Source organism: Mycobacterium sp., from assembly GCF_004298145.1.
Lineage (GTDB): Bacteria > Actinomycetota > Actinomycetes > Mycobacteriales > Mycobacteriaceae > Mycobacterium.
Genome location: NZ_SCRH01000030.1, coordinates 134,347 through 154,247 on the forward strand (window position 1 = coordinate 134,347; position 19,901 = coordinate 154,247).

The following is a 19,901-nucleotide window of genomic DNA, read 5'->3' on the forward strand; positions in this document are numbered from 1 at the left end:
ACGAGCCTGCGGATCCTCAGGTCGAGTTCCGTCGCTGCGAAAACCGCTGCGGCAGCTGCTAATTGAAGGCCAACCAGCTTGGCAGCGCCCGCTCGTGGGAGTCGCAGAGCACCTGGCGGGTGTCGCACGATCCCCTGGGTGAGCCCGCGCCGGCCCACATGCCGCCGGTGTCACGGCGCAGCACGATCGCCGATGAACCACCGCCGTCGAGCAGCACGGCGTTATCGCTGCCCAGCCCACGGAACAGGTCCTGCATGTTGTCCGGCGTGTAGTTGCCGCCCTCGAAGATGTACATCTCGTCCTTTTGCCTGGCGTAGGCCAGGGCCGTTCGCGCCGCGCTGGGTCCGCCGTCGTTCAGCTGTCCGGTGTTACCGGGTGCCAACAGCCCGATCCCCGACACCGCTACGAACCTCTCGTTCCTGTTGAGCAGGTCCTGGACTACCGGCGTGGCGGCGTCGTAGTCCTTTTTGGTCTTGGGCCACACCACATACGGTGCGCCACCCGACGGCAGGATCATCGTCGTCAGCGCGCTCCAGTTCTCGCCGCCGCCGGAGAGACCCTGCTTGCCGGGGTAGGCCAGGGTGCCGGTGACCGCCTGGTTGGCGCGGCCCCGGCCGTTGGTGTTGTCCACGAAGGCACCCAACGGTGAACTGCAGCCGGTCTGGCGCCACGAGCCGCCCTTTTGCCCGCGCACGTCGAAGAAGTTTGCGTTGATCGCGATCGTCGGCTGACCCATGCGTTGCCAGGCCTGCAGCGGTGCGTAGAGCTCCGAGGCCTGCCACAGCCCCTCGCCGGTGCGGGCGCCGGGATTGTTTTCGCAGCGGGCCTGGTCGCCCTGGTGTGTATCGACCAGCAGGTGCGGCGAGAGCCGCCCCGCCGCGTTCTTGATGATCATCAGATGGCCGCCGTTGTTCATCTCATACCAGCTGCCTCCCGCGTTGAGCATCGGCGCGGAGTGGCCGGGACCGAAGTTGTAGACCAGGTAGGAGCCGCGGGTGCTGCCGATGGCGTTGGCGAGCAGATCGCGCCCGTCAGCGGCGCGCGCGAGGGGCTGCCCCGAGGTGACGGCCAGCGTGAAGCAGGCGATGAGGGCGGTGCAGCACGCCGCCAGCCGGCGGAAGCTGGCGCGTCGGGTCAGCACGATCGCCCTTTCGGCCATGATCTGGATGCAACACGAACATCATCAGCCCCAGCAGTCACACTGTCAATAAAGGTAACGACCCGATGACGCTTGGGCCACGCGCAAATTACGTTTGCTCGCTTGAACTTTCAGACTGTTCGGTGGCGGCCGGCTCCGCCTGCTTGCCGCGGCGGGCTTTGTGTTGAGCCTGGTGCTCCTGAGCGATCGCGAACTCGACCGCACCCTGAATCCGGTGAAAGCCCTTGCGGTCGTAGAGGTGCGTGACGATGCCGCCGAGCAGCAGCCCGATGACGAGGCCCACCGACGTCATCGTCAGCGCCTGGGCCAGCCCCGCATCCCCGCGGCCACCGAAGTACAACAGCGATCGGGCACCCAGGAAAACCTGGTGCATCGGCTCGAATTCGGCCAGCCAGCGAAAGAAGGACGGCGTCGCCTCCAGCGGCACCGTGGCCCCGGCCGACGGCAAGCCGAGGATCACGAAGATGAGCATGCTGACCAGCATCCCCGCCGTACCCAGCACCGAGAGCAGAGAACTGGACGTGATACCCACCGCGGCGATCGCGAACACGCCGAACGCCCAGAGTTGCCAGCTCAGATCGATGGGCATACCCAACCCGTCGGCGATCCACAGATACACCGCCGAGGTGAGCAGCCCGAGCAGCACCATCATGGCCCACTTGAGCAGCAGCGTCTGGAATCTCGAGATCCTGACCTGCTCGGCGAACCGATACACCGGGCCGAATTCGGCCGGCACGTAACCGAGTAGCGCGTCAACCAGCGTGCTGACCACAATGCTGCCGGTGAATCCGGCGAGCAGCAGCAGGAGCGCGTAATAGAAGGCGGACAATCCGTTCCCGGTGCCGTTGGGCAGCGGGTTGTAGACGACCGAGTGGATTTCGATGGGGGCGGCCAGGCCCACCTGGGCCGCACCCGCCAGCGGCGCGCCACCGGTCTGCGCCGCCACCTCCGCCATAACCCGTTGTCCCGCTATGCCGTTGGCCATGCCCATGGCCATGCTGAGGGTCTGGCCGGCGATACTCGCGCCGAGTGTGCCCGCGCGTGGATTGGTGGAGACGGTGATCGACGGCCGTTCGGCGTGGGCGGGTAGCACCGCACTGGTCGCGAAGTCGCGCAGCTTGGACGAGAAGCTGGGCGGTATCACCACCGAGCCGTACACCTCGCCGGTGTCCAGTTGCCGTTTGGCTTCGCTACGCGAGAGCACCCGTACGTCGAACTTGTTCTTGTCCACCCCATTGACCAGCCGATCGGTGATCTGGGCGCCCCCGGGGCCGGCGTCCTCGTTCACCACCGCGATGGGGAAATGGCGCAGATTGGTCGAGGGGTTCAGGATGCCGCCGAGGTAGAGCGCGCACAGCGCGGACATCAGCGCCAACGTGATGACCAGGGGTGCCGCCCAGAACCGCACGGTGCGGATCGCCTTGATGTTTCGGTCGGGGTTGGGCGCCGCGTGCCGCGGGTGCGAGTGAGGCATGCCGGCTCCTGTCTGTCGTGCCCACTCTATGGGCTCAGTCGCCGGCCCTCTATGGTCTCAGTCACCCAGCTTCGCGTGCATCTCCCAGATCAGCAGCTCCGATGGCTCGTTCGCCGCCGCGCGGCGGCCGTCGGCGTCGGTGAATCGCACGGCGTCGCCCTCGTTCACATCCCCGATCCCTTCGACGCTGACCTGGCCGCGGGCCAGGAAAACATGCAGGTAGGGCGCCCGCGGAAGGCTGACGGCCGCCCCGGGCCGCAGGCGTGTGCCGTGCAGCGCGGCGTTGCGATTGTGCAGGGTGATGGCCGCATCGTGGGCGGGCATGCCCGAGGCGATCGTCACAAGGTTGCCGTCCAACGGTTTCTGGTCGATCTCGTGCTGCTGGTAGCTCGGGTCGATACCGGACTCGTCGGGCACCACCCACATCTGCACGAAATGGACCGGCTCGCTGGGGGAGTCGTTGCGCTCGGAGTGCAGGATACCGCTGCCCGCCGACATGCGTTGTGCCAGACCGGGATAGATGATCCCGCGGTTGCCGGTGGAATCGTGGTGGGACAGTTCGCCCCGCAGTACCCAGGTCACAATTTCCATGTCTCGATGCGGGTGGGTGTCGAATCCCGCTCCCGGGGAAACGATGTCGTCGTTATTGACCAGCAGCAGCCCGTAGTGGGTGTTGTCGGGGTCGTAGTGGTCGCCGAAGGAGAACGAGTGCCGGGAGGTCAACCAGGGTGTGGTGGTGACGGCGCGATTGGCGGCGCGCCGGATCTCCATGGTGGCAGACATGTCCCCAGCGTAATCCTGGGCCCGCTCAGACGACCGCGGCGGTAAGCAGCGCTTGGGCATGACCGAGCGCGGCGTCGAGTTCGGGCAAGGTCAACCCGGTTGCGTGGCCGAGGTGGATCTCGATCTGGTACTCCGGCTGGCCATTAGGGGAGAAGATCGGCAATACGACGAATTCGACGGTGCTCAAGTCTGTTTCGAGGATGTCGGTCACCGACTGCAGCGTCACCATCGTCATCAGCGTGGTGAGCTGGCGAGTGACGTGGGCGGTCGGCTCCAGCGAGGCCAGCAACTGCGCCAGCCGATCGTGCAGCGACCGGTGGGTATCGTCGAACCGCCAGGCGCCATAGCCGCGGGCTCGAATATCGCCCAGTACCCGTTGATGTTCCAGGATTTCGGCGCGAGTGAGCCGGGGCATCACGCGATGCAACCAGGCGTGGACGAAATCGTCGTCGCGCCACGCCATGGCGACCAGACCGAATGGCGGGTCGATGGGGAAACGCTGGCCCACAGCGTGTTCCCCGTCGGTGCCGTGACCGGCCGTGTCGACGGTGGTCAGGTGCCGGGCGCCGATCTTCGACATGGAACAGCCCGCGCCGAGCGTGTCGTGCAGGAAGCCCAGCGCGTCACGCCCGCGGTCCAGCAGCGGAAACTGCTCCCGCAGTCCGTGCACCAGTCCGAACAATCCGCTGCCCAGCACGTAGCGGCGATCCCCGTGCCGCGCCACCCAGGCGCGCCTTTGCAGCTCGGCCAGCACGAGGGCACAGGTCGAGCTGCTGATCCCGCAGCTTTTCGCCAACTCGGCAGATGTCCGTCCACCGGGCGAATCCGCCAGGGCGCCAAGGATATCCATCACACGCGCCGTGGGCGGTGATTTGGCGCTCGATCCGCCCCGCGTCTCGGCCATTGACGTATCCATGCCACCTCCCTACGATCCGTCCCAAATACAAGGATAAACGTCCTAATAATAGGAGGTTGTCGTGTTAAAGGTGGGAGTCTGGGGGCCGGGCTCCATGGGCGTGGTCGCCCTGCGCGGGGTGATCGACCATCCGCAGCTACAACTGGTCAACGTTGTGGTGCACAGCGATACCAAGGCCGGCCGCGATGCCGGGGAGTTGTGCGGCATCGCGCCGGTCGGCGTCCTGGCCAGCCAGGACCCGTCGGCCATGCTCGCCGGCGACGCCGACGTGGTGGTGTATGCCGCCGGCGCCAACCTGCGGCCGCTGGAAGCCGTCGAGGACATGGTGTCGATCCTGCGGGCGGGAAAGAACGTGGTGTCGTGTTCGGTGGTGCCGCTGGTCTTTCCCGACGCCGTCGACGGGGCGTTCACGGATCCGCTGCGCCAGGCCGCGCTGGATGCCGGGGTGTCGTTCTTCACCACCGGCATCGACTCCGGGTTCGCCAATGACGTTCTGCCGCTGGTTCTTACCGGTGTGTCGCGGGTGATCGAATCGGTCCGGGTGACGGAGATGTTCAACTACGCCACCTACCCGGATCAATCCGCCGTGTACGAGATCCTGGGGTTCGGCCAACCGCCGGAGTATCCGGCGTTCGCGGCCACGCCCGGGGTGTTCACGTTCGGCTGGGGGCCGGTGTTGCATCAGCTCGCCGCCGGGCTGGGGGTCAAGATCGACGACATCGAGGAGGCCAACGAGCGGATTCCCGCCGGCGAATCGTTCGACACGCCGACGGGTCACATCGCGGCCGGAACGATCGCGGCCATGCGCTCGACGCTGACCGGTTACGTCGGCGGGAAACCGACATTCACCCTCGACCACGTGACGCGCATGCGCGACGACATCGCCCCGGACTGGCCCCAGCCGCGCATCTGCATTCCGCCGAAGGATCTCGGTTATGGCATGGCGTCCGGCCGCGGTCTGTACCGCGTGGAGATCGAGGGGTCCCCGAGCATGCGGTGCGAATTCGAGATGGCCGAGGACGGCGACCACGATCTCGGGGCGCGCATCGCGGGTGCCTCGCGGATGGTCAATGTCATCCCCGCGGTGTGCGCGGCCCCGCCCGGTCTACTGTCGGCGCTGGATCTACCGCTGACCACCGGGGCCGGCCTCCTTCGCCCGGTGCCGGGACCGGCGCCGGACAGCCGACTGTTTTAGCGCGGCGACGGCGAGCGCCGGAACGGCGCGAGTGAGGAGCCGGGCAATCGGACCTAAGGCCGCTCGCCGGGATACGTTGCGGCGGCGAGCTGCAGGATCTCGGCGCGGTCGGCCGGCAGGACGAACCCGGAATCGATCGCCGCGTCGAGCGCGGCGGTGAAGCGGTCCAGATATTCCGTGCCTCCGCCGGGGTAGAGCCGGCGCAGCGTGGCGGCATCGAAAAGCTCTCCGGAGCCGAAAATCATGGACATGATGCTTTCAGTGTCGCCGTCCGAGCCGCCCAGTCCCGAGGTCCGGGCGATCGGCACGTCCACCCATGGGGTTCTGACGCCGCCGCGGGTGAGGCCGTTGCCATCCAGAACCGGTTGCGGCCCTTGCATTTCGCGGGCCTCGAGGGGCTCGCCACCCGGCGGCGGTTCGCCGGTGGCGACCCAGGTGTTCAGGGCCGCGAGCGCGGCCTGCACCACATAGTGATGTTGCGGGCCGAAGTTGATGCAGTGCGCCAATTGCTGGCCCATCAGCATGTTGGTCGGCGTGTAGGCGGCGACGATGTCCTCGAGTGGCGCCGAGCCGCTGTCGATGAACGCGACCTGAATGGTGTAGTTGTCGGCGTGGGCGGCGCCGGCGATCTCCCAGACCCGCAGCCGTGGGTTGTCGGGCTGCCTGGCGAAGTAGTAGCCCTCTCGGGCACCGCCGAAGACGTCGGTTTCGGTGATGACCGTCAGCAGCGGAACGCGCAGGTCGGGGCGGAAGGTAACCGCCTGCGACGCTTCGGATTCCGCGAAGATGGAACTTCCATCGAGCGGGGCGGCCGGGCCGAAACGGGAATGGACGAGGAAGCCGTCGTAGCTGCGGACCAGCGGATCGACGGCATTGATATAGGTCGTGAGGTACATCGCCGACTGCGATTCGCCCAGCGCGATGAGGCGTTCGACGGGCAGATCCCGTACGAGGGCGTGATGTTCAGCGCTTTTGAGGAGGCCACCGATCTGGGAGAAGATGTCGTAGGAGAACGCGTCACCGGGGTGATTCAGGGCCGCATACCGTTGCGGGTCCTGGCTTTTCAGCGACATGTCCGCACCGAGCAGGCTGTCGCCTCCCTCGACCCCCACCCGCTGCGCCGAGACCCCCACGTAAGCGTAACCGGCGCGGATGATTTCGCGGTGCGCCATCATCCATACCGCGGGCGCGTCGATGCCGCCGCTCACGTTGAGCCATTCGACGAGCACGCTCCCGTTGAACCGAGTCGGATCGCTGGGCGTCAACACCACGATCCGGGTCGTGAAATCGGCGGCGCCCGAAGGCGTCACGTCCCATCGTCCGTCGGAAGTCAGCTCGGTCACCGGGGTGTAGGACGAGGCCGTCGCGGAGACGAAGAACTCCTCGACCCGGTAGCCCACGCCGGCGAGGTCATAGGCGCTCAGCAGCAGCAGTGGTTTGCCGGGCACGGCCGTGACCTGCACGGTGGAACTCGTCATGCGCACATCCTTCCTACCTGTGACCCGCGGGCAGCGAACCGGGTAGCCCGAATTTCGCGAACAGGGTGTCGTCGAGGAAGGCCACCACGTGAGATACCTTCTCGCCGTGCACATCCAGCACATGCAACTGGAAGGGGACGTGCATGTCGCCGGCGCGCAGGTACATGGCCGCGGCAAGCTGGCCGTTGGCGACCAGCGGCAGCAGCCGCATGTCGCCACCCGACTCGGCCGGGCACTGCTGATGGATCAACGTGACGATGTCCGCCGCACCCTGATACCAGCCGAGGTATGGCGGCATTTCCCAGATCGCCTCCGCGGTGAACAACTCCACCAAGCGGTCGATGTCGTAGGTTTCGAACGCGGCGATGTAGCGGGTCAGCAGGTCTTGGGCCTCCGGCGAATCCGGCGGCGCCAGTTGGTCATCGGCGCTGGGGCCGACGGCGTCCAGTTGGGACCGGGCCCGCTGCAGCAGGCTGTTGACGGCGGTCGTGGTGGTACCGACCGCTTCGGCCACCTCGGCGGAGCGCCAACCCAGCACGTCGCGCAGCAACAACACTGCCCGCTGCCGTGGCGGAAGATATTGCAGCGCAGCCACAAACGCCAACCGCACCGACTCACGCGATCCGACGACGACCGACGGGTCGGCAGGATGATCGGTCAACTCCGGTAGCGGCTCCAGCCAGGCCACTTCGCGGCCCTGGACCAGCTCGGCGGTCGGGTCCGAGCTGGGGCCGCCCAGGCCCACCGGCAGCGCCCTGCGCCCTCGCCCCTCCAGCGCGCTCAGGCAGGTGTTGGTGGCGATGCGGTGCAGCCAGGTCCGCAGCGAGGACCTGCGTTCGAAACGGTCGTAGGCCTTCCAGGCCCGCAGCAACGTCTCCTGCACCAGGTCCTCGGCGTCGTGCAGTGACCCGGTCATCCGGTAGCAGTGGGCGAGCAGTTCGCGGCGATACGGTTCGGCCTGCGCCGAGAAATCGGTCCCCACCTGCGGAGTGGGCGCCGAGTATTCCGCCGGGTGGCGGTGCCACCCGCTTGCGGGGGAGCTCATCCGCAAGAGCCTACGCAGTGTCCGCAAACACGGCCCGCATCAGCGGCCATTACGCTGCACCCTGATGACTAGGACCTCCCAGTGAACCGCACCGAGCGCAGTTTCGACGGATTCGGCGGTGTGCGCATCGTCTACGACGTCTGGACCCCCGAGACGGCGCCGCGGGCGGTCCTGGTGCTGTCGCACGGACTCGGCGAGTATGCCCGCCGCTACGACCACGTCGCCCAGCGCTTCGGCGAGGCCGGCCTGGTCACCTATGCGCTGGATCATCGCGGGCACGGCCGTTCCGGCGGCAAACGGGTGCTGGTGCGCGACATCCGCGAGTACACGACCGACTTCGACACCCTGGTCGGTATCGCCACCCGGGAACACCACGGCCTCAAGTGCATCGTGCTGGGCCACAGCATGGGCGGGGGGATCGTCTTCGCCTACGGCGTCGAACGCCCGGACAACTACGACCTGATGGTGCTGTCGGGGCCCGCGGTGGCAGCCCAGGATCAGGTATCGCCGCTCCTGGCGCTGGCCGCCAAGGTGCTCGGCGCCGTCGTGCCCGGACTGCCCGCGCAAGAACTCGACGTCGACGCCATATCCCGGGACCCCGCGGTGGTGGCGGCCTACAAAGACGATCCGCTGGTGTACCACGGCAAGGTGCCGGCCGGCATCGGCCGCGCGTTACTGCAGGTCGGCGAGACCATGCCGGAGCGGGCACCGGCCCTGACCGCGCCGCTGCTGGTGGTGCACGGGGAGCAGGACCGGTTGATCCCCGCCGCCGGCAGCCGGCGCCTCGTCGAATGCGTGGGGTCCACCGACGTCGAACTGAAGGTGTATCCCGGCCTGTATCACGAGGTCTTCAACGAACCCGAGCGCGAGCAGGTGCTGGGCGACGTCGTCTCCTGGATCACCGCTCGGCTGTGAGCGAGAGTGTCGGACCGCTCCCGTAGTTTGGCGCTATTCAGTGACGCCGGCGACGATGCAGATCGACGCGATGAGGAGGAGCGGCGCTATTGAGTGACGCCGGCGACGATGCAGGGCGCGAAGCGATGAGGAGGCGGCGCAGTTGAGTGACGACAAAATGCTGGCGCGCATCGCCGCACTGCTGCGTCAGGCCGAAGGCACCGACAACACCCACGAGGCCGATGCGTTCATGAGCGCGGCGCAACGGCTGGCGACGGCGGCATCCATTGATCTGGCGGTGGCGCGCTCCCATGCGGCCCAGCGCTCGGCGGCCCAAGCCCCGACCCAGCGCACCATCACCATCGGCGCTGCGGGCGCCAAGGGGTTACGGACGTATGTTCAGCTCTTCGTGCTGATCGCGGCGGCCAACGACGTGCGTTGCGATATCGCATCGAATTCGACGTTCGTGTACGCCTACGGGTTCGCCGAGGACATCGACGCCAGCCACGCCCTGTACGCCAGCCTGGTCGTGCAAATGGTGCGCGCGTCGGACGCCTACCTCGCCTCGGGTGCGCATCGTCCCACGCCGACGATCACCGCCAGGCTCAACTTTCAGCTGGCCTTCGGGACGCGCGTCGGCCAGCGTCTGGCCGAGGCCCGCAATCAGGCCCGCCACGATGCCACCAAGGACCGTCGGAGCGCTCCGGGCACTGCTATCGCCTTGCGGGACAAGGAGGTTGAACTGGTGGACTACTACCGCAGTGCGTCGAAGGCGCGTGGCAGCTGGCAAGCCAGTCGGGCTTCGGCCGGGTATTCCTCGGCGGCGCGGCGGGCCGGCGATCGGGCCGGGAAGCGAGCGCGGCTAGGCAGCAGCCCCGAGCTCCCCGGGGCGCGGAGCGCGCTGAGCGGGTGACTGCGGGGAACCCGCCACAGCGGGATTCTCAACGCTCCAGGGTCTATGCGGCCGAGGAGTTCGTCCGAACGCTGTTTGACCGCGCCGCCCAGCACGGCTCACCCGCCGTGGACTTCTTCGGCACGCAGTTGACGCTGCCGCCGGAAGGCCGATTCGGCTCGGTGGCGTCCGCCCAGCGCTACGTGGACGACGTGCTGGCGCTGCCTGCGGTGCGGCGACGATGGCCGCGTGTGGCGCCGCTGCGGGTCCGGCCGCGGCGGGCCGCCACCGCCGCGCACTACGAAAACCACGACGGCACAGGCGTTATCGCCGTTCCCGACCGCGATACCGCCGACTGGGCGCTGCGCGAGCTGGTGATGCTGCACGAAGTGGCGCATCATTTGTGCCAGGCGGAGCCGCCGCACGGCCCCGAGTTCGTTGCGACGATCTGTGAGTTGACGGAGCTGGTGATGGGACCCGAACTGGGGCATGTGCTGCGCGTCGTCTACGCCAAAGAGGGTGTGCGGTGACAGGTCCCGACGACCGGGCGCGCGAGATCGAAGCCCAGCTGACCGACGACGAGCGATTCTCGCTGCTGGTCGCGGTGATGGGGGCCGGTGACATGTGGCCGGTGCGCGACGCCCGCATCCCGGCGGGCACGCCGATGAGCGCGGGATACGTGCCCGGGGTTCCCCGCCTCGGCGTTCCCCCCTTGCTGATGAGCGATGCCGGCCTGGGCGTCACCAACCCCGGCTACCGGCCGGGTGACACGGCCACCGCGCTGCCCGCCGGGCTGGCGCTGGCGGCCAGCTTCAATCCGTCGTTGGCCCGGGCCGCCGGCGAGGTGATCGGCCGGGAGGCGCGCAGCCGCGGGTTCAACGTGCAGCTCGCGGGGGCGATGAACCTCGCGCGCGACCCGCGCAACGGCCGCAACTTCGAATACCTCTCCGAGGACCCGCTTTTGACCGCCACGATGATCGCGGAGTCGATCGACGGCATCCAGCGCCAGGGTGTCATCTCGACGGTCAAGCACTACTCGCTGAACTGCAACGAAACCAACCGGCACTTCGTGGACGCGGTCATCGATCCCGACGCGCACCGCGAATCCGACTTGCTGGCCTTCGAGATCGCGATCGAACGGGCGGAGCCCGGCGCCGTGATGACCGCATACAACAAGATCAACGGCGGCTACGCCGCGGCGAACCATGTCCTGATCAACGAGGTGCTGAAGGGCGCCTGGGCGTATCGCGGTTGGGTCATGTCCGACTGGGGCTCCACCCCGAGCTGGGAGTGCGCGCTGGGCGGCCTCGACCAAGAATGCGGGGCCCAGATCGACGCGCTGCTGTGGCAGGCCGAGACCTTCGGGGCGCCGCTGCGCGACGCGTACGCCGACGGCAGGCTGCCCAGGGAGCGCCTGTCGGACATGGTCCGCCGGATCCTGCGGTCCATGTTCGCCGTGGGTATCGACCGCACCGATGCGGTACCGACACCGGACCTGGCCGCGCACAACGAGGTTGCGTTGCACATAGCGCGGCAGGGGACCGTGTTGCTGATCAACCGGGGGCTACTTCCGTTGGCGCCCGAGTCGCGCATGCGCATCGCCGTCATCGGCGGGTACGCGCACCTCGGTGTGTTGGCCGGTTACGGTTCCAGCACCGTCGTGCCCCGGGGCGGCTACGCGGGCGTGGTCCCGATCGGCGGTGTGGGGCTGGAGGCCGGGCTGCGCAACCTGTACCTGTTGCCGTCGATTCCGATTGAGGAGCTGCGAAAACAGCTGCCGCAGACGCAGATTGAGTTCGACCCCGGCGTCAGTGCGGCCGAGGCCGTGCTGGCGGCCCAGCGCGCCGACATCGCGATCGTGTTCGCGATTCGCGCGGAAGGGGAGGGATACGACCTGGCCGACCTGTCGCTGCCGTGGGGCCAGGACGAGATGATCGCCGCCGTGGCGGCCGCCAACCCCAATACCGTGGTGGTGCTCGAGACCGGCAATCCGGTGAGTATGCCGTGGCGGGACGAGGTGAATGCCGTTGTGCAAGCATGGTATCCGGGTCAGGCCGGTGCCCAGGCGATCGCCGAGATCCTCACCGGGCGGGTGAATCCGTCGGGTCGGCTTCCGATCACCTTTCCGGTCGATCTCGGCCAGACACCTCGCCCGCAGCCGCCCGACCTCGGCGAACCGTGGGGTACGGCGACCACGATCGATTATTTCGAGGGTGCCGAGGTCGGCTACCGCTGGTTCGCCGGCCGCGGCCACGTCCCGATGTTCGCGCTCGGTCATGGGTTGTCGTACACCAGGTTTGACTATCGTGACCTGGTGGTCAGCGGCGGGACGACCATCACCGCCAGTTTCAGCGTCGTCAACGCGGGCGATCGCGCCGGGGCGGACGTGCCGCAGCTGTATGTGACGGCATCGCCCGGCGGACCGTGCCTACGGCTGCTGGGATTCGAGCGGGTCGAGCTCGAACCGGGGGCGACCCGCCGGGTGACCATCGAGGCCGATCCGCGCCTGCTCGCCCGCTACGACGGCAACGTCACAAGCTGGCGGATCGAGCCGGGCGGTTATACGGCGGCGGTGGGGATTTCGGCGACGGCCATGCGGCTGTCTGCCGTCGTCGAGCTGACCGGCCGTACGTTCGGGCGGTGATTGACCCAGGCCGAGCCCGAACGTACGACCGGCCCGACGCGTTACTCGACGGGGGTCAGCGCGTCGCCGCACGTGCAGCGATACGGCTCACCCGCACCCGAGCAATGGCAGGGGACCTCGACGCGAACACGGCAGCCGCAGCCTTCGTGACCGCATGTCAGCAGGGTCCCGGCCTCGTAAGTTGCCATTTGACTCACCCTTTTCTCCTGGTGTGACTCTCGCGGCGCGGTTCGGCCGCCCCCTCACTATATACCCCCGGTGGGTATGCACAAGGGCCGCGGTCAGGTTCCGTGGCGGGCCGGCCGTTCGTGTGAGCACCGCCGGGCGCGGCTAGCGTTGGCGCCATGACCGACAAACCAACCCCCAGCGACGTCGACGCATTCTTGGACAGGACGGTGGTTGGCGACGATCCGTCGTTGAACGCGGCGCTCGACGCCAGCAACGCGGCCGGATTACCGCCGATCGCGGTCTCGGTGCAGCAAGGAAAGTTCTTGAGCCTGCTCGCCGGCGCCATCGGTGCGCGGCGCATCCTCGAGATCGGCACCCTGGGTGGCTTCAGCACCATCTGGTTGGCGCGCGGCGCCGGCCCGCAGGGACGGGTGGTGACGCTGGAATACGAGCCCAGGCATTCCGAGGTTGCGCGGGGCAACCTGGAGCGCGCCGGCCTCGCCGACCGGGTGGAGGTGATCGTCGGGGCCGCACTGGATACGCTGCCGACGGTGACCGGCCCGTTCGATCTGATCTTCATCGACGCCGACAAGGAGAACAACCTCGCATACCTGGAGTGGGCCGTCCGGCTGGGCCGCCCCGGCGCAGTCATCGTGGTAGACAACGTGATTCGCGACGGCCAGATTCTGCTCCCGGATTCCGGCGATGCCCGGGTGCGGGCGACCCGCCAAACGCTGCAGGCGATGGGTGAGCACCCGCGCCTGGACACCGCGGTGATCCAGACGGTCGGGGCCAAACACTGGGACGGCTTCGCGTTGGCCCTGGTGCGGTAGCGTCAGCGCGGGGACAGGTCGGCGACCGCTTGCCCGGCGGAGGTGAGTTCGCCGATCCGCAGCGCGGTTTCACCCGCGTACAGGGCGGTGCTGTCCAGCCAGGAATCGGGTACCCCGGCCACCGGTGTCAGCGGTGTGAAGAACGGACGGGCCGGCGACTGCAGGCGCATCAGTGTGCCCGCATCGAAACGGCTCAGCACCGACAGGGGGCGGCTGGCCGCGTTGAGGGCGGCCGGCAATGCCTTCGCCCTCCCGTCCGCGCCGCACCATCGGCGGGTGGCCTCGTTCGGCACCACCCGGTGACGCAGCGGCCAGCTCAGGCCGAACAGGTTGGTTTCGATCGTCTTGTCCGCCCGCATGATTCGTCGCTGATACTCGCGGCTCGCGTTGGCCTCGTGCGTCAACAGGAATCGTGTGCCGGCGATGACGCCACTGGCGCCGCCGTCCAGCGCGGCGCGACTGTCCGCGGCGGTGGCGATGCCGCCGGCCAGAAACACCGGCCGCCCCGCGGCCGCGCGCAGGGCGTGCGGCAGGAAATCCAGGGCCGGCATGGTCCCGACGAGGTGCCCGCCCGCCTCCCGTCCCTGAGCGATCAAACCGTCGGCGCCCCAGGCGATCGCGGCACGCGCCTGGGCCTCGGTGCCCACCATCCCGAAGACGAAGATCCCGGCGTCCCGCAGGTGCTCGGCGAGGCCCCGCTTCTCGCCGAACGCCAACACGACCACGTCAACTCGGGCATCGACACATGCCGCGACGTGGCCGCGATGAACGAAGGGCAGCAACAGGTTTACCGCGACGGCCCGACCCGGCGCCTGTTCGCGCACCTGATCGATCGACGCTCGCAGCCGCCGGGGGGTTTCGATGCCCAGCGTGCCCAGCCCGCCCGCCTGGGCGACCGCGGCGGCCAGCGGTGCGCCCGCCAGCCCACCGCCCATACCGGCCTGTCCCACCGGGTGATCGAGCCGCAATCGATCCGCGAGGTCCATGGCCAAGACAGTACGCGGTTTCTCGAACTGGGCAGCGATCGGGCGTAATCTTGAGGGCGGATGGATGGGTGCAGTCCGGCTCACAGTGCTTGTCACACAACGGGCTTGCTGCATAACAGAAAGGTCACAAAAATGAGTACAGTCCATTCATCAATCGATCACCACCCGGATCTGTTGGCGCTGCGCGCCCGCTATGAGCGCGTTGCCGAGTCGATGAGTGCGCATTTCACCTTCGGCCTGGCTCTGCTGGCGGGTCTGTATGTGGCCGCGTCACCGTGGATCGTGGGATTCAGCGCGACGAGATCGCTCGCCACGTCTGACCTGATCGCCGGGATCGCGGTGGCGTTCCTGGCGTACGGATTCGCGACGACCCTGGACCGTGCGCACGGCATGACGTGGACGCTGCCGGTGCTCGGCGGGTGGGTCATCGTGTCGACGTGGATCCTGCCGGACGTCGTGCTCACCACCGGCATGACCTGGTCGAATGTCGTCGCGGGTGCGTTGTTGACGTTCTTGGGCCTCAACGCCACCTACTTCGGCATGCGTACGCGCGCCACGGCCGCCCACTGATCGACGACGACGCGAGCGTGCGTGTGTGTACGCGGCACGCCGTGTGGCGCAGGCATTCTGCGCGCGCTCGCGCCGAACGTTGACTAGCCGCAGACGGCGCCGATCGCGGCGGAGCTGACCAGCTTGACGTACTTGGCCAGCACGCCGGTCTTGTAGCGCGGCTCGGGCGGCGTGAAGCCCGTTCGCCGAGAATCGAATTCGGCCGGATCGGCCAGTACGTCGAGGACGCGGTTGGCGACGTCCAGGCGGATTCGGTCGCCGTCGCGCAGGAACGCGATCGGTCCGGCGTCCACCGCCTCGGGCGCGATGTGGCCGACGCACAGGCCGGTCGTCCCGCCGGAGAACCGGCCGTCGGTCAGCAACAGCACGTCCTTGCCGAGTCCGGCGCCCTTGATCGCCCCGGTGATGGCGAGCATTTCCCGCATCCCGGGGCCGCCCTTCGGGCCTTCGTAGCGGATCACCACCGCGTCACCCTTGGTGATGGTGCCGTCCTCCAGGGCGTCCAGCGCGGCCCGCTCGCCATCGAAAACCCTTGCGGTGCCCTCGAACACGTCGGAATCGAAGCCGGCCGACTTCACCACCGCGCCCTCGGGCGCCAATGATCCACGCAGGATGGTGATCCCCCCGGTCGGGTGAATGGGATCGCTCATGGCCCGCAACACCTTGCCGTCCGGGTCGGGCGGGGCGATCTCGGCCAGGTTCTCGGCCACGGTCGCGCCGGTCACCGTCAGACAGTCACCGTGCAGCAGGCCCGCATCCAGCAACGCCTTCATCATCACCGGCACGCCGCCGATGTGGTCGACGTGGGACATGACATGGCGGCCGAACGGCTTGACGTCGGCCAGGTGTGGAACCTTCGACCCGATGCGGCTGAAATCGTCGAGCGTCAGCGCGACGTCGGCCTCGTGGGCGATGGCCAGCAGGTGCAGCACCGCATTGGTGGAGCCGCCGAACGCCATCACCACCGCGATCGCGTTCTCGAACGCCTCCTTGGTGAGGATGTCGCGGGCGGTGATGCCGCGCCGCAGCAGTTCGACGACGGCTTGGCCGCTGCGCCGCGCGAACCCGTCGCGGCGGCGGTCGGTCGCCGGCGGCGCCGCGCTGCCCGGCAGCGACATGCCGAGCGCCTCGGCGGCGCTGGCCATCGTGTTGGCGGTGTACATGCCGCCGCAGGCACCCTCGCCGGGACAGATCGCACGCTCGATGGCGTCGACGTCCTCGCGCGGCATGAGTCCCCGGGCGCAGGCCCCGACCGCCTCGAACGCGTCGATGATGGTGACCTCGCGCTCGCTGCCGTCGGAGAGCTTGGCGACCCCGGGCAGGATCGAACCGGCATAGAGGAACACCGAGGCCAGGTCCAGCCGCGCGGCGGCCATCAGCATCCCGGGCAGCGACTTGTCGCAGCCGGCCAGCAGCACCGAGCCGTCGAGGCGTTCAGCCTGCATCACCGTCTCGACGCTGTCGGCGATCACCTCGCGCGACACCAGCGAGAAATGCATCCCCTCGTGGCCCATCGAGATGCCGTCGGACACCGAGATAGTGCCGAACTCGAGCGGGTAGCCGCCCGCTTGGAACACGCCCTCCTTGACCGCCTTGGCGAGCCGGTCCAGCGAGAGGTTGCACGGCGTGATCTCGTTCCAGGACGAGGCGACCCCGATCTGCGGCTTGGCGAAGTCTTCGTCTCCCATGCCTACCGCCCGCAGCATGCCACGGGCGGCGGCCTTCTCCAGGCCGTCGGTGACGTCACGACTACGCGGCTTGATGTCGGCGGTTGGAGCCGAATCGGTGGTGGGCATCGTTCAAGTATGCGCTGGCCAGTCCCGATACCGATTTCCGGGGTCATACCCCGATGGGGTATAAGGTGGGATTGGCGCCACGCGGCGGCAGGTAGGCGTATCGGCAGGGGTGAAATACAGATGGCAAACGAACACGGGTACTCGCAGCAGAAGGACAATTACGCCAAGCGGCTGCGGCGCATCGAGGGCCAGGTGCGGGGCATCGCCCGGATGATCGAGGAAGACAAGTACTGCATCGACGTGCTGACCCAGATCAGCGCCGCCAACAGCGCCTTGCGTTCGGTCGCCCTGAACTTGCTCGACGAGCACCTGAGCCACTGCGTCACCCGCGCGCTCGCCGAGGGAGGCGACGAGGCCGACACCAAGCTCACCGAGGCCTCCGCCGCCATCGCACGCCTGGTTCGCTCCTGAGCGCAGGGCGTGTTGCCACGCCAAGTTGGATGAACCGGTAGCCGGTGTGCGTACGGTTAGGGAGCGTGACCCCCGCGGCGTTGCTCGGCCGATTGCGCACACCCAAGCGATAACTGTGATGACTGCCGAAACCACCAACGCAGCCGCGCGAACGTGGACGCCACGGATCGCGGCTCAGCTCGCCATCCTCGCGGCCGCGGCCTTCACCTACGTCACCGCCGAGATCCTGCCGGTGGGTGCGCTGCCGGCGATCTCCCGCAACCTGCACGTCAGCCTGGTCCTGGTCGGGACCCTGCTGTCCTGGTATGCCCTGGTTGCGGCACTGACGACGATTCCACTGGTGCGCTGGACCGCGCACCTGCCCCGCCGCCGTGTGCTGGTGGCAAGCCTGACCTGCCTGACCGCCTCGCAGCTCATCTCGGCGCTGGCGCCCAATTTCGCGGTGCTGGCCGCGGGGCGGGTGCTCTGCGCGCTCACCCACGGCCTGCTGTGGTCGGTCATCGCACCGATCGCGATCCGATTGGTGCCGCCCAGCCACGCCGGGCGCGCCACCATGTCGATCTACGTCGGCACCAGCCTCGCGCTGGTCGTCGGCAGCCCGCTGACCGCGGCGCTGAGCCTGATGTGGGGCTGGCGCCTGGCCGTCGTGTGCGTCACCGTCGCGGCCGCCGTCGTCACGGTCGCCGCCCGGCTGATGTTGCCGGAGATGGTGCTCACCGAGGACCAGCTGGCCCACGTCGGACCCCGGTCCCGCCATCACCGCAACCCGCGGCTGATCACCGTGAGCGTGCTGGCGATGATCGCGGTCACCGGGCACTTCGTGTCCTACACGTTCATCGTCGAGCTCATCCGCAACGTGCTCGGGGTGCGCGGGCCGAATCTGGCCTGGGTGCTGGCCGCCTACGGACTGGCCGGCCTGGTGTCGGTGCCGCTGGTGGCGCGGCCGCTGGACCATCGGCCCAAGACCGCGGTCATCCTGTGCATGACCGGTTTGACGGCCGCCTTCGTGGTGCTGACCGCGCTGGCTTTCGGCGGTCGATCCGGCGCGATGACCGCGCTGATCGGCACCGCCGCCATCGTGCTGTGGGGAGCCATGGCCACCGCCGTATCGCCGATGATGCAATCCGCCGCGATGCGCAACGGGGCCGACGACCCCGACGGGGCGTCGGGGCTTTACGTGACGGCGTTTCAGGTCGGCATCATGGCCGGCTCGCTGGCGGGCGGCCTGCTCTATGAGCGCAGCGTCACGATGATGCTGATCGCCTCGGCGATCCTGATGGCTGTGGCCTTGGTCGGCATCGCGGCCAACCGGCGGATCCTGGACGTTGCTCCGGCAAGCTCACGCAATTCATAAACGCCCAGGACATCGGCTAAACCACGGCGGTTTTGGTGTCGCGGCGCACCGTCGATGGCGGTAGCTGGCGTGCCCCCTATGCCAGACTGTGTCGAGAAGTCGAGTGGAGGTATGCGTATGTCGGGCTGGACGAAAGCCTGGACCGGGAGGGGTTTGTTCGCCGCTCTGAACGGCGCCGGATTGGCGATTGTGCTGAGCCTGGCGCTGGTGTTGACCGCGGCTCCCGCACTGGCGGATCCGGACCCGGCTCCGGCCGACCCGGGCGCGGTCGCCGCACCGCCCGGCCCGCCGGATCCGCTGGCGCCGCCGCCTCCGCCCGACCCGTTGGCGCCGCCATCTCCGCCCGACCCGTTGGCGCCGCCGCCTCCGCCGGACCCGCAGGCCGCGCCGCCGTGGGCTCCCCCGATGGCGCAACCCGCCGCGGCCTCGGCGGCCGGGCAGAATCCGGCCCCGTTCACCGGCACGGCGCCGTTCGGCCCGCCGAAGATCCTGCCCGCCAACGGCTCGACGGTGGGTGTTGCCCAGCCGATCATCATCAATTTCCCCGGACGGGTCGACGACTCCGGCGCCGCGGAAGGCGCCGTGCACATCTCGTCGGCCCCGGCGGTGCCGGGCAAGTTCTATTGGATGACCCCGACCCAGCTGCGCTGGCGGCCGACGAGCTTCTGGCCCGCCCACACCGCGGTGACGGTCGACGCGGGGGGGACCGTGTCGAGCTTCCGGACCGGAGACACGCTGGTGGCCACGGCCGACGACGCCACGCATCAACTGACGGTCACCCGCAACGGCACAGTCGAGAAGACGATCCCGATGTCGATGGGCATGTCGGCCGGCAATCACCAAACCCCCAACGGCACTTACTACGTGCAGGAAAAGATGCCCTCGGTGGTGATGGACTCGTCCACCTATGGGGTTCCGGTCAACTCGACGTACGGCTACAAGGTCACCGTCGAGCAGGCCGTCCGGTTCGACAACGTCGGCGACTTCGTGCACAGCGCTCCCTGGTCGGTGGACGACCAGGGCAAGCGCGATGTCAGCCACGGCTGCATCAACATCAGCCCTTCGAACGCGAAGTGGTTCTACGACAACTTCGGTGCGGGAGACCCGATCATCGTGAAGAACTCCAGCGGCGGCAACTACAAGAAGAACGACGGCTCCGCCGACTGGATGAACTGACCTTCTGCCGCCAGCGGTCCCCCGCAGGCGGGAGGCACCCCCAGCAGAATCGCCCATTCCGTGCCGGAATCGGGCGATTCTGTGTCTGCTCGCCAGATATCCGCCGCGTGGGCTTTCGCGGGCCGGG

The 19,901-nt window shown here is 68.2% G+C and carries 18 protein-coding genes and 1 pseudogene; 10 read left to right on the forward strand and 9 right to left on the reverse strand.

The annotated features are described in order from the left end of the window. Positions 1 to 58 precede the first annotated feature (58 nt). The 4 genes from EPN51_RS11100 to EPN51_RS11115 form a co-directional block, all read right to left on the reverse strand. Positions 59 to 1,168, reverse strand: coding sequence for a phosphodiester glycosidase family protein (locus EPN51_RS11100; protein WP_293042303.1), 1,110 nt, complete (start codon positions 1,166 to 1,168; stop codon positions 59 to 61). A gap of 79 nt (positions 1,169 to 1,247) precedes the next feature. Next, positions 1,248 to 2,633, reverse strand: coding sequence for a YhgE/Pip domain-containing protein (locus EPN51_RS11105; protein WP_293042002.1), 1,386 nt, complete (start codon positions 2,631 to 2,633; stop codon positions 1,248 to 1,250). 57 nt (positions 2,634 to 2,690) lie between these two features. Further along, positions 2,691 to 3,416 (reverse strand): pirin-like bicupin family protein, encoded by a 726-nt coding sequence (locus EPN51_RS11110; RefSeq protein WP_293042004.1) that lies wholly within the window; start codon positions 3,414 to 3,416, stop codon positions 2,691 to 2,693. A 25-nt stretch (positions 3,417 to 3,441) separates the two neighbouring features. Beyond that, the gene (locus EPN51_RS11115) at positions 3,442 to 4,320 is read right to left on the reverse strand and encodes a MarR family transcriptional regulator (RefSeq protein WP_293042306.1); all 879 of its coding nucleotides are present in this window, start codon (positions 4,318 to 4,320) and stop codon (positions 3,442 to 3,444) included. Positions 4,321 to 4,393: 73 nt separating this feature from the next. Here EPN51_RS11115 and EPN51_RS11120 point away from each other — a divergent pair, with 73 nt between their 5' ends. Further along, a complete protein-coding gene (locus EPN51_RS11120) occupies positions 4,394 to 5,527 on the forward strand; it encodes a dihydrodipicolinate reductase (protein WP_293042006.1) in 1,134 nt (377 codons plus the stop codon). Positions 5,528 to 5,580: 53 nt separating this feature from the next. Here the strand turns inward: EPN51_RS11120 and EPN51_RS11125 are convergent, their stop codons facing one another. Continuing rightward, positions 5,581 to 7,005: an alpha/beta hydrolase domain-containing protein gene (locus tag EPN51_RS11125; protein WP_293042008.1), complete on the reverse strand. Its 1,425-nt coding sequence runs from the start codon at positions 7,003 to 7,005 to the stop codon at positions 5,581 to 5,583. Between the two features lie 13 nt (positions 7,006 to 7,018). Then, positions 7,019 to 8,100 (reverse strand): annotated as a pseudogene (locus tag EPN51_RS11130) (sigma-70 family RNA polymerase sigma factor). 31 nt (positions 8,101 to 8,131) lie between these two features. Between EPN51_RS11130 and EPN51_RS11135 the strand changes: the two are divergent. From EPN51_RS11135 to EPN51_RS11150, 4 genes are all read left to right on the forward strand, one after another. Continuing rightward, on the forward strand, positions 8,132 to 8,965 hold the full coding sequence (locus EPN51_RS11135) for an alpha/beta hydrolase (RefSeq protein ID WP_293042011.1): 834 nt from the start codon (positions 8,132 to 8,134) through the stop codon (positions 8,963 to 8,965). A 142-nt stretch (positions 8,966 to 9,107) separates the two neighbouring features. Next, complete coding sequence (locus tag EPN51_RS11140) at positions 9,108 to 9,857, forward strand: DUF2786 domain-containing protein (protein ID WP_293042014.1); 750 nt, start codon at positions 9,108 to 9,110, stop codon at positions 9,855 to 9,857. Beyond that, the gene (locus EPN51_RS11145) at positions 9,854 to 10,366 is read left to right on the forward strand and encodes a TIGR04338 family metallohydrolase (protein ID WP_293042017.1); all 513 of its coding nucleotides are present in this window, start codon (positions 9,854 to 9,856) and stop codon (positions 10,364 to 10,366) included. Before EPN51_RS11140 ends, EPN51_RS11145 begins: the two co-directional genes overlap by 4 nt. After that, positions 10,363 to 12,480, forward strand: coding sequence for a beta-glucosidase (locus EPN51_RS11150; RefSeq protein WP_293042020.1), 2,118 nt, complete (start codon positions 10,363 to 10,365; stop codon positions 12,478 to 12,480). Before EPN51_RS11145 ends, EPN51_RS11150 begins: the two co-directional genes overlap by 4 nt. A 41-nt stretch (positions 12,481 to 12,521) precedes the next feature. Here EPN51_RS11150 and EPN51_RS11155 read toward each other — a convergent pair whose 3' ends face one another. Further along, entirely contained in the window at positions 12,522 to 12,668 is a 147-nt protein-coding gene (locus EPN51_RS11155; protein ID WP_293042022.1) for a metallothionein, read from the reverse strand. Positions 12,669 to 12,824: 156 nt separating this feature from the next. Between EPN51_RS11155 and EPN51_RS11160 the strand changes: the two genes are divergently transcribed. Next, on the forward strand, positions 12,825 to 13,481 hold the full coding sequence (locus EPN51_RS11160; protein WP_293042024.1) for an O-methyltransferase: 657 nt from the start codon (positions 12,825 to 12,827) through the stop codon (positions 13,479 to 13,481). Positions 13,482 to 13,483: 2 nt separating this feature from the next. Here the strand turns inward: EPN51_RS11160 and EPN51_RS11165 are convergent, their stop codons facing one another. Then, the gene (locus tag EPN51_RS11165; RefSeq protein WP_293042027.1) at positions 13,484 to 14,467 is read right to left on the reverse strand and encodes a nitronate monooxygenase; all 984 of its coding nucleotides are present in this window, start codon (positions 14,465 to 14,467) and stop codon (positions 13,484 to 13,486) included. 132 nt (positions 14,468 to 14,599) lie between these two features. Here EPN51_RS11165 and EPN51_RS11170 point away from each other — a divergent pair, with 132 nt between their 5' ends. Beyond that, positions 14,600 to 15,037: an SPW repeat protein gene (locus tag EPN51_RS11170; protein WP_293042030.1), complete on the forward strand. Its 438-nt coding sequence runs from the start codon at positions 14,600 to 14,602 to the stop codon at positions 15,035 to 15,037. Between the two features lie 83 nt (positions 15,038 to 15,120). On the opposite strand, the gene ilvD is transcribed toward EPN51_RS11170, so the two are convergent. Beyond that, on the reverse strand, positions 15,121 to 16,833 hold the full coding sequence (gene ilvD / locus EPN51_RS11175; RefSeq protein ID WP_293042033.1) for a dihydroxy-acid dehydratase: 1,713 nt from the start codon (positions 16,831 to 16,833) through the stop codon (positions 15,121 to 15,123). A 120-nt stretch (positions 16,834 to 16,953) separates the two neighbouring features. Between ilvD and EPN51_RS11180 the strand changes: the two genes are divergently transcribed. The 3 genes from EPN51_RS11180 (at position 16,954) to EPN51_RS11190 (ending at position 19,774) form a co-directional block, all read left to right on the forward strand. Further along, a complete protein-coding gene (locus tag EPN51_RS11180) occupies positions 16,954 to 17,244 on the forward strand; it encodes a metal-sensitive transcriptional regulator (RefSeq protein WP_293042036.1) in 291 nt (96 codons plus the stop codon). 118 nt (positions 17,245 to 17,362) lie between these two features. Further along, entirely contained in the window at positions 17,363 to 18,598 is a 1,236-nt protein-coding gene (locus EPN51_RS11185; protein ID WP_293042039.1) for an MFS transporter, read from the forward strand. A gap of 117 nt (positions 18,599 to 18,715) precedes the next feature. After that, positions 18,716 to 19,774, forward strand: a complete 1,059-nt coding sequence (locus tag EPN51_RS11190) for a L,D-transpeptidase (protein ID WP_293042042.1) — start codon at positions 18,716 to 18,718, stop codon at positions 19,772 to 19,774. Positions 19,775 to 19,901 lie beyond the last annotated feature (127 nt).

Excerpts from the sequence above, each read along its gene's own strand:
- EPN51_RS11125 (WP_293042008.1), bottom strand. The coding sequence starts at position 7,005 with ATGACGAGTTCCACCGTGCAGGTCACGGCCGTGCCCGGCAAACCACTG.
- EPN51_RS11110 (WP_293042004.1), bottom strand. The coding sequence starts at position 3,416 with ATGTCTGCCACCATGGAGATCCGGCGCGCCGCCAATCGCGCCGTCACC.
- EPN51_RS11115 (WP_293042306.1), bottom strand. The coding sequence starts at position 4,320 with ATGGCCGAGACGCGGGGCGGATCGAGCGCCAAATCACCGCCCACGGCG.
- EPN51_RS11180 (WP_293042036.1), top strand. The coding sequence starts at position 16,954 with ATGGCAAACGAACACGGGTACTCGCAGCAGAAGGACAATTACGCCAAG.
- EPN51_RS11190 (WP_293042042.1), top strand. The coding sequence starts at position 18,716 with ATGTCGGGCTGGACGAAAGCCTGGACCGGGAGGGGTTTGTTCGCCGCT.
- EPN51_RS11160 (WP_293042024.1), top strand. The coding sequence starts at position 12,825 with ATGACCGACAAACCAACCCCCAGCGACGTCGACGCATTCTTGGACAGG.
- EPN51_RS11155 (WP_293042022.1), bottom strand. The coding sequence starts at position 12,668 with ATGGCAACTTACGAGGCCGGGACCCTGCTGACATGCGGTCACGAAGGC.
- EPN51_RS11105 (WP_293042002.1), bottom strand. The coding sequence starts at position 2,633 with ATGCCTCACTCGCACCCGCGGCACGCGGCGCCCAACCCCGACCGAAAC.
- EPN51_RS11185 (WP_293042039.1), top strand. The coding sequence starts at position 17,363 with ATGACTGCCGAAACCACCAACGCAGCCGCGCGAACGTGGACGCCACGG.
- EPN51_RS11165 (WP_293042027.1), bottom strand. The coding sequence starts at position 14,467 with ATGGACCTCGCGGATCGATTGCGGCTCGATCACCCGGTGGGACAGGCC.
- EPN51_RS11170 (WP_293042030.1), top strand. The coding sequence starts at position 14,600 with ATGAGTACAGTCCATTCATCAATCGATCACCACCCGGATCTGTTGGCG.
- ilvD (WP_293042033.1), bottom strand. The coding sequence starts at position 16,833 with ATGCCCACCACCGATTCGGCTCCAACCGCCGACATCAAGCCGCGTAGT.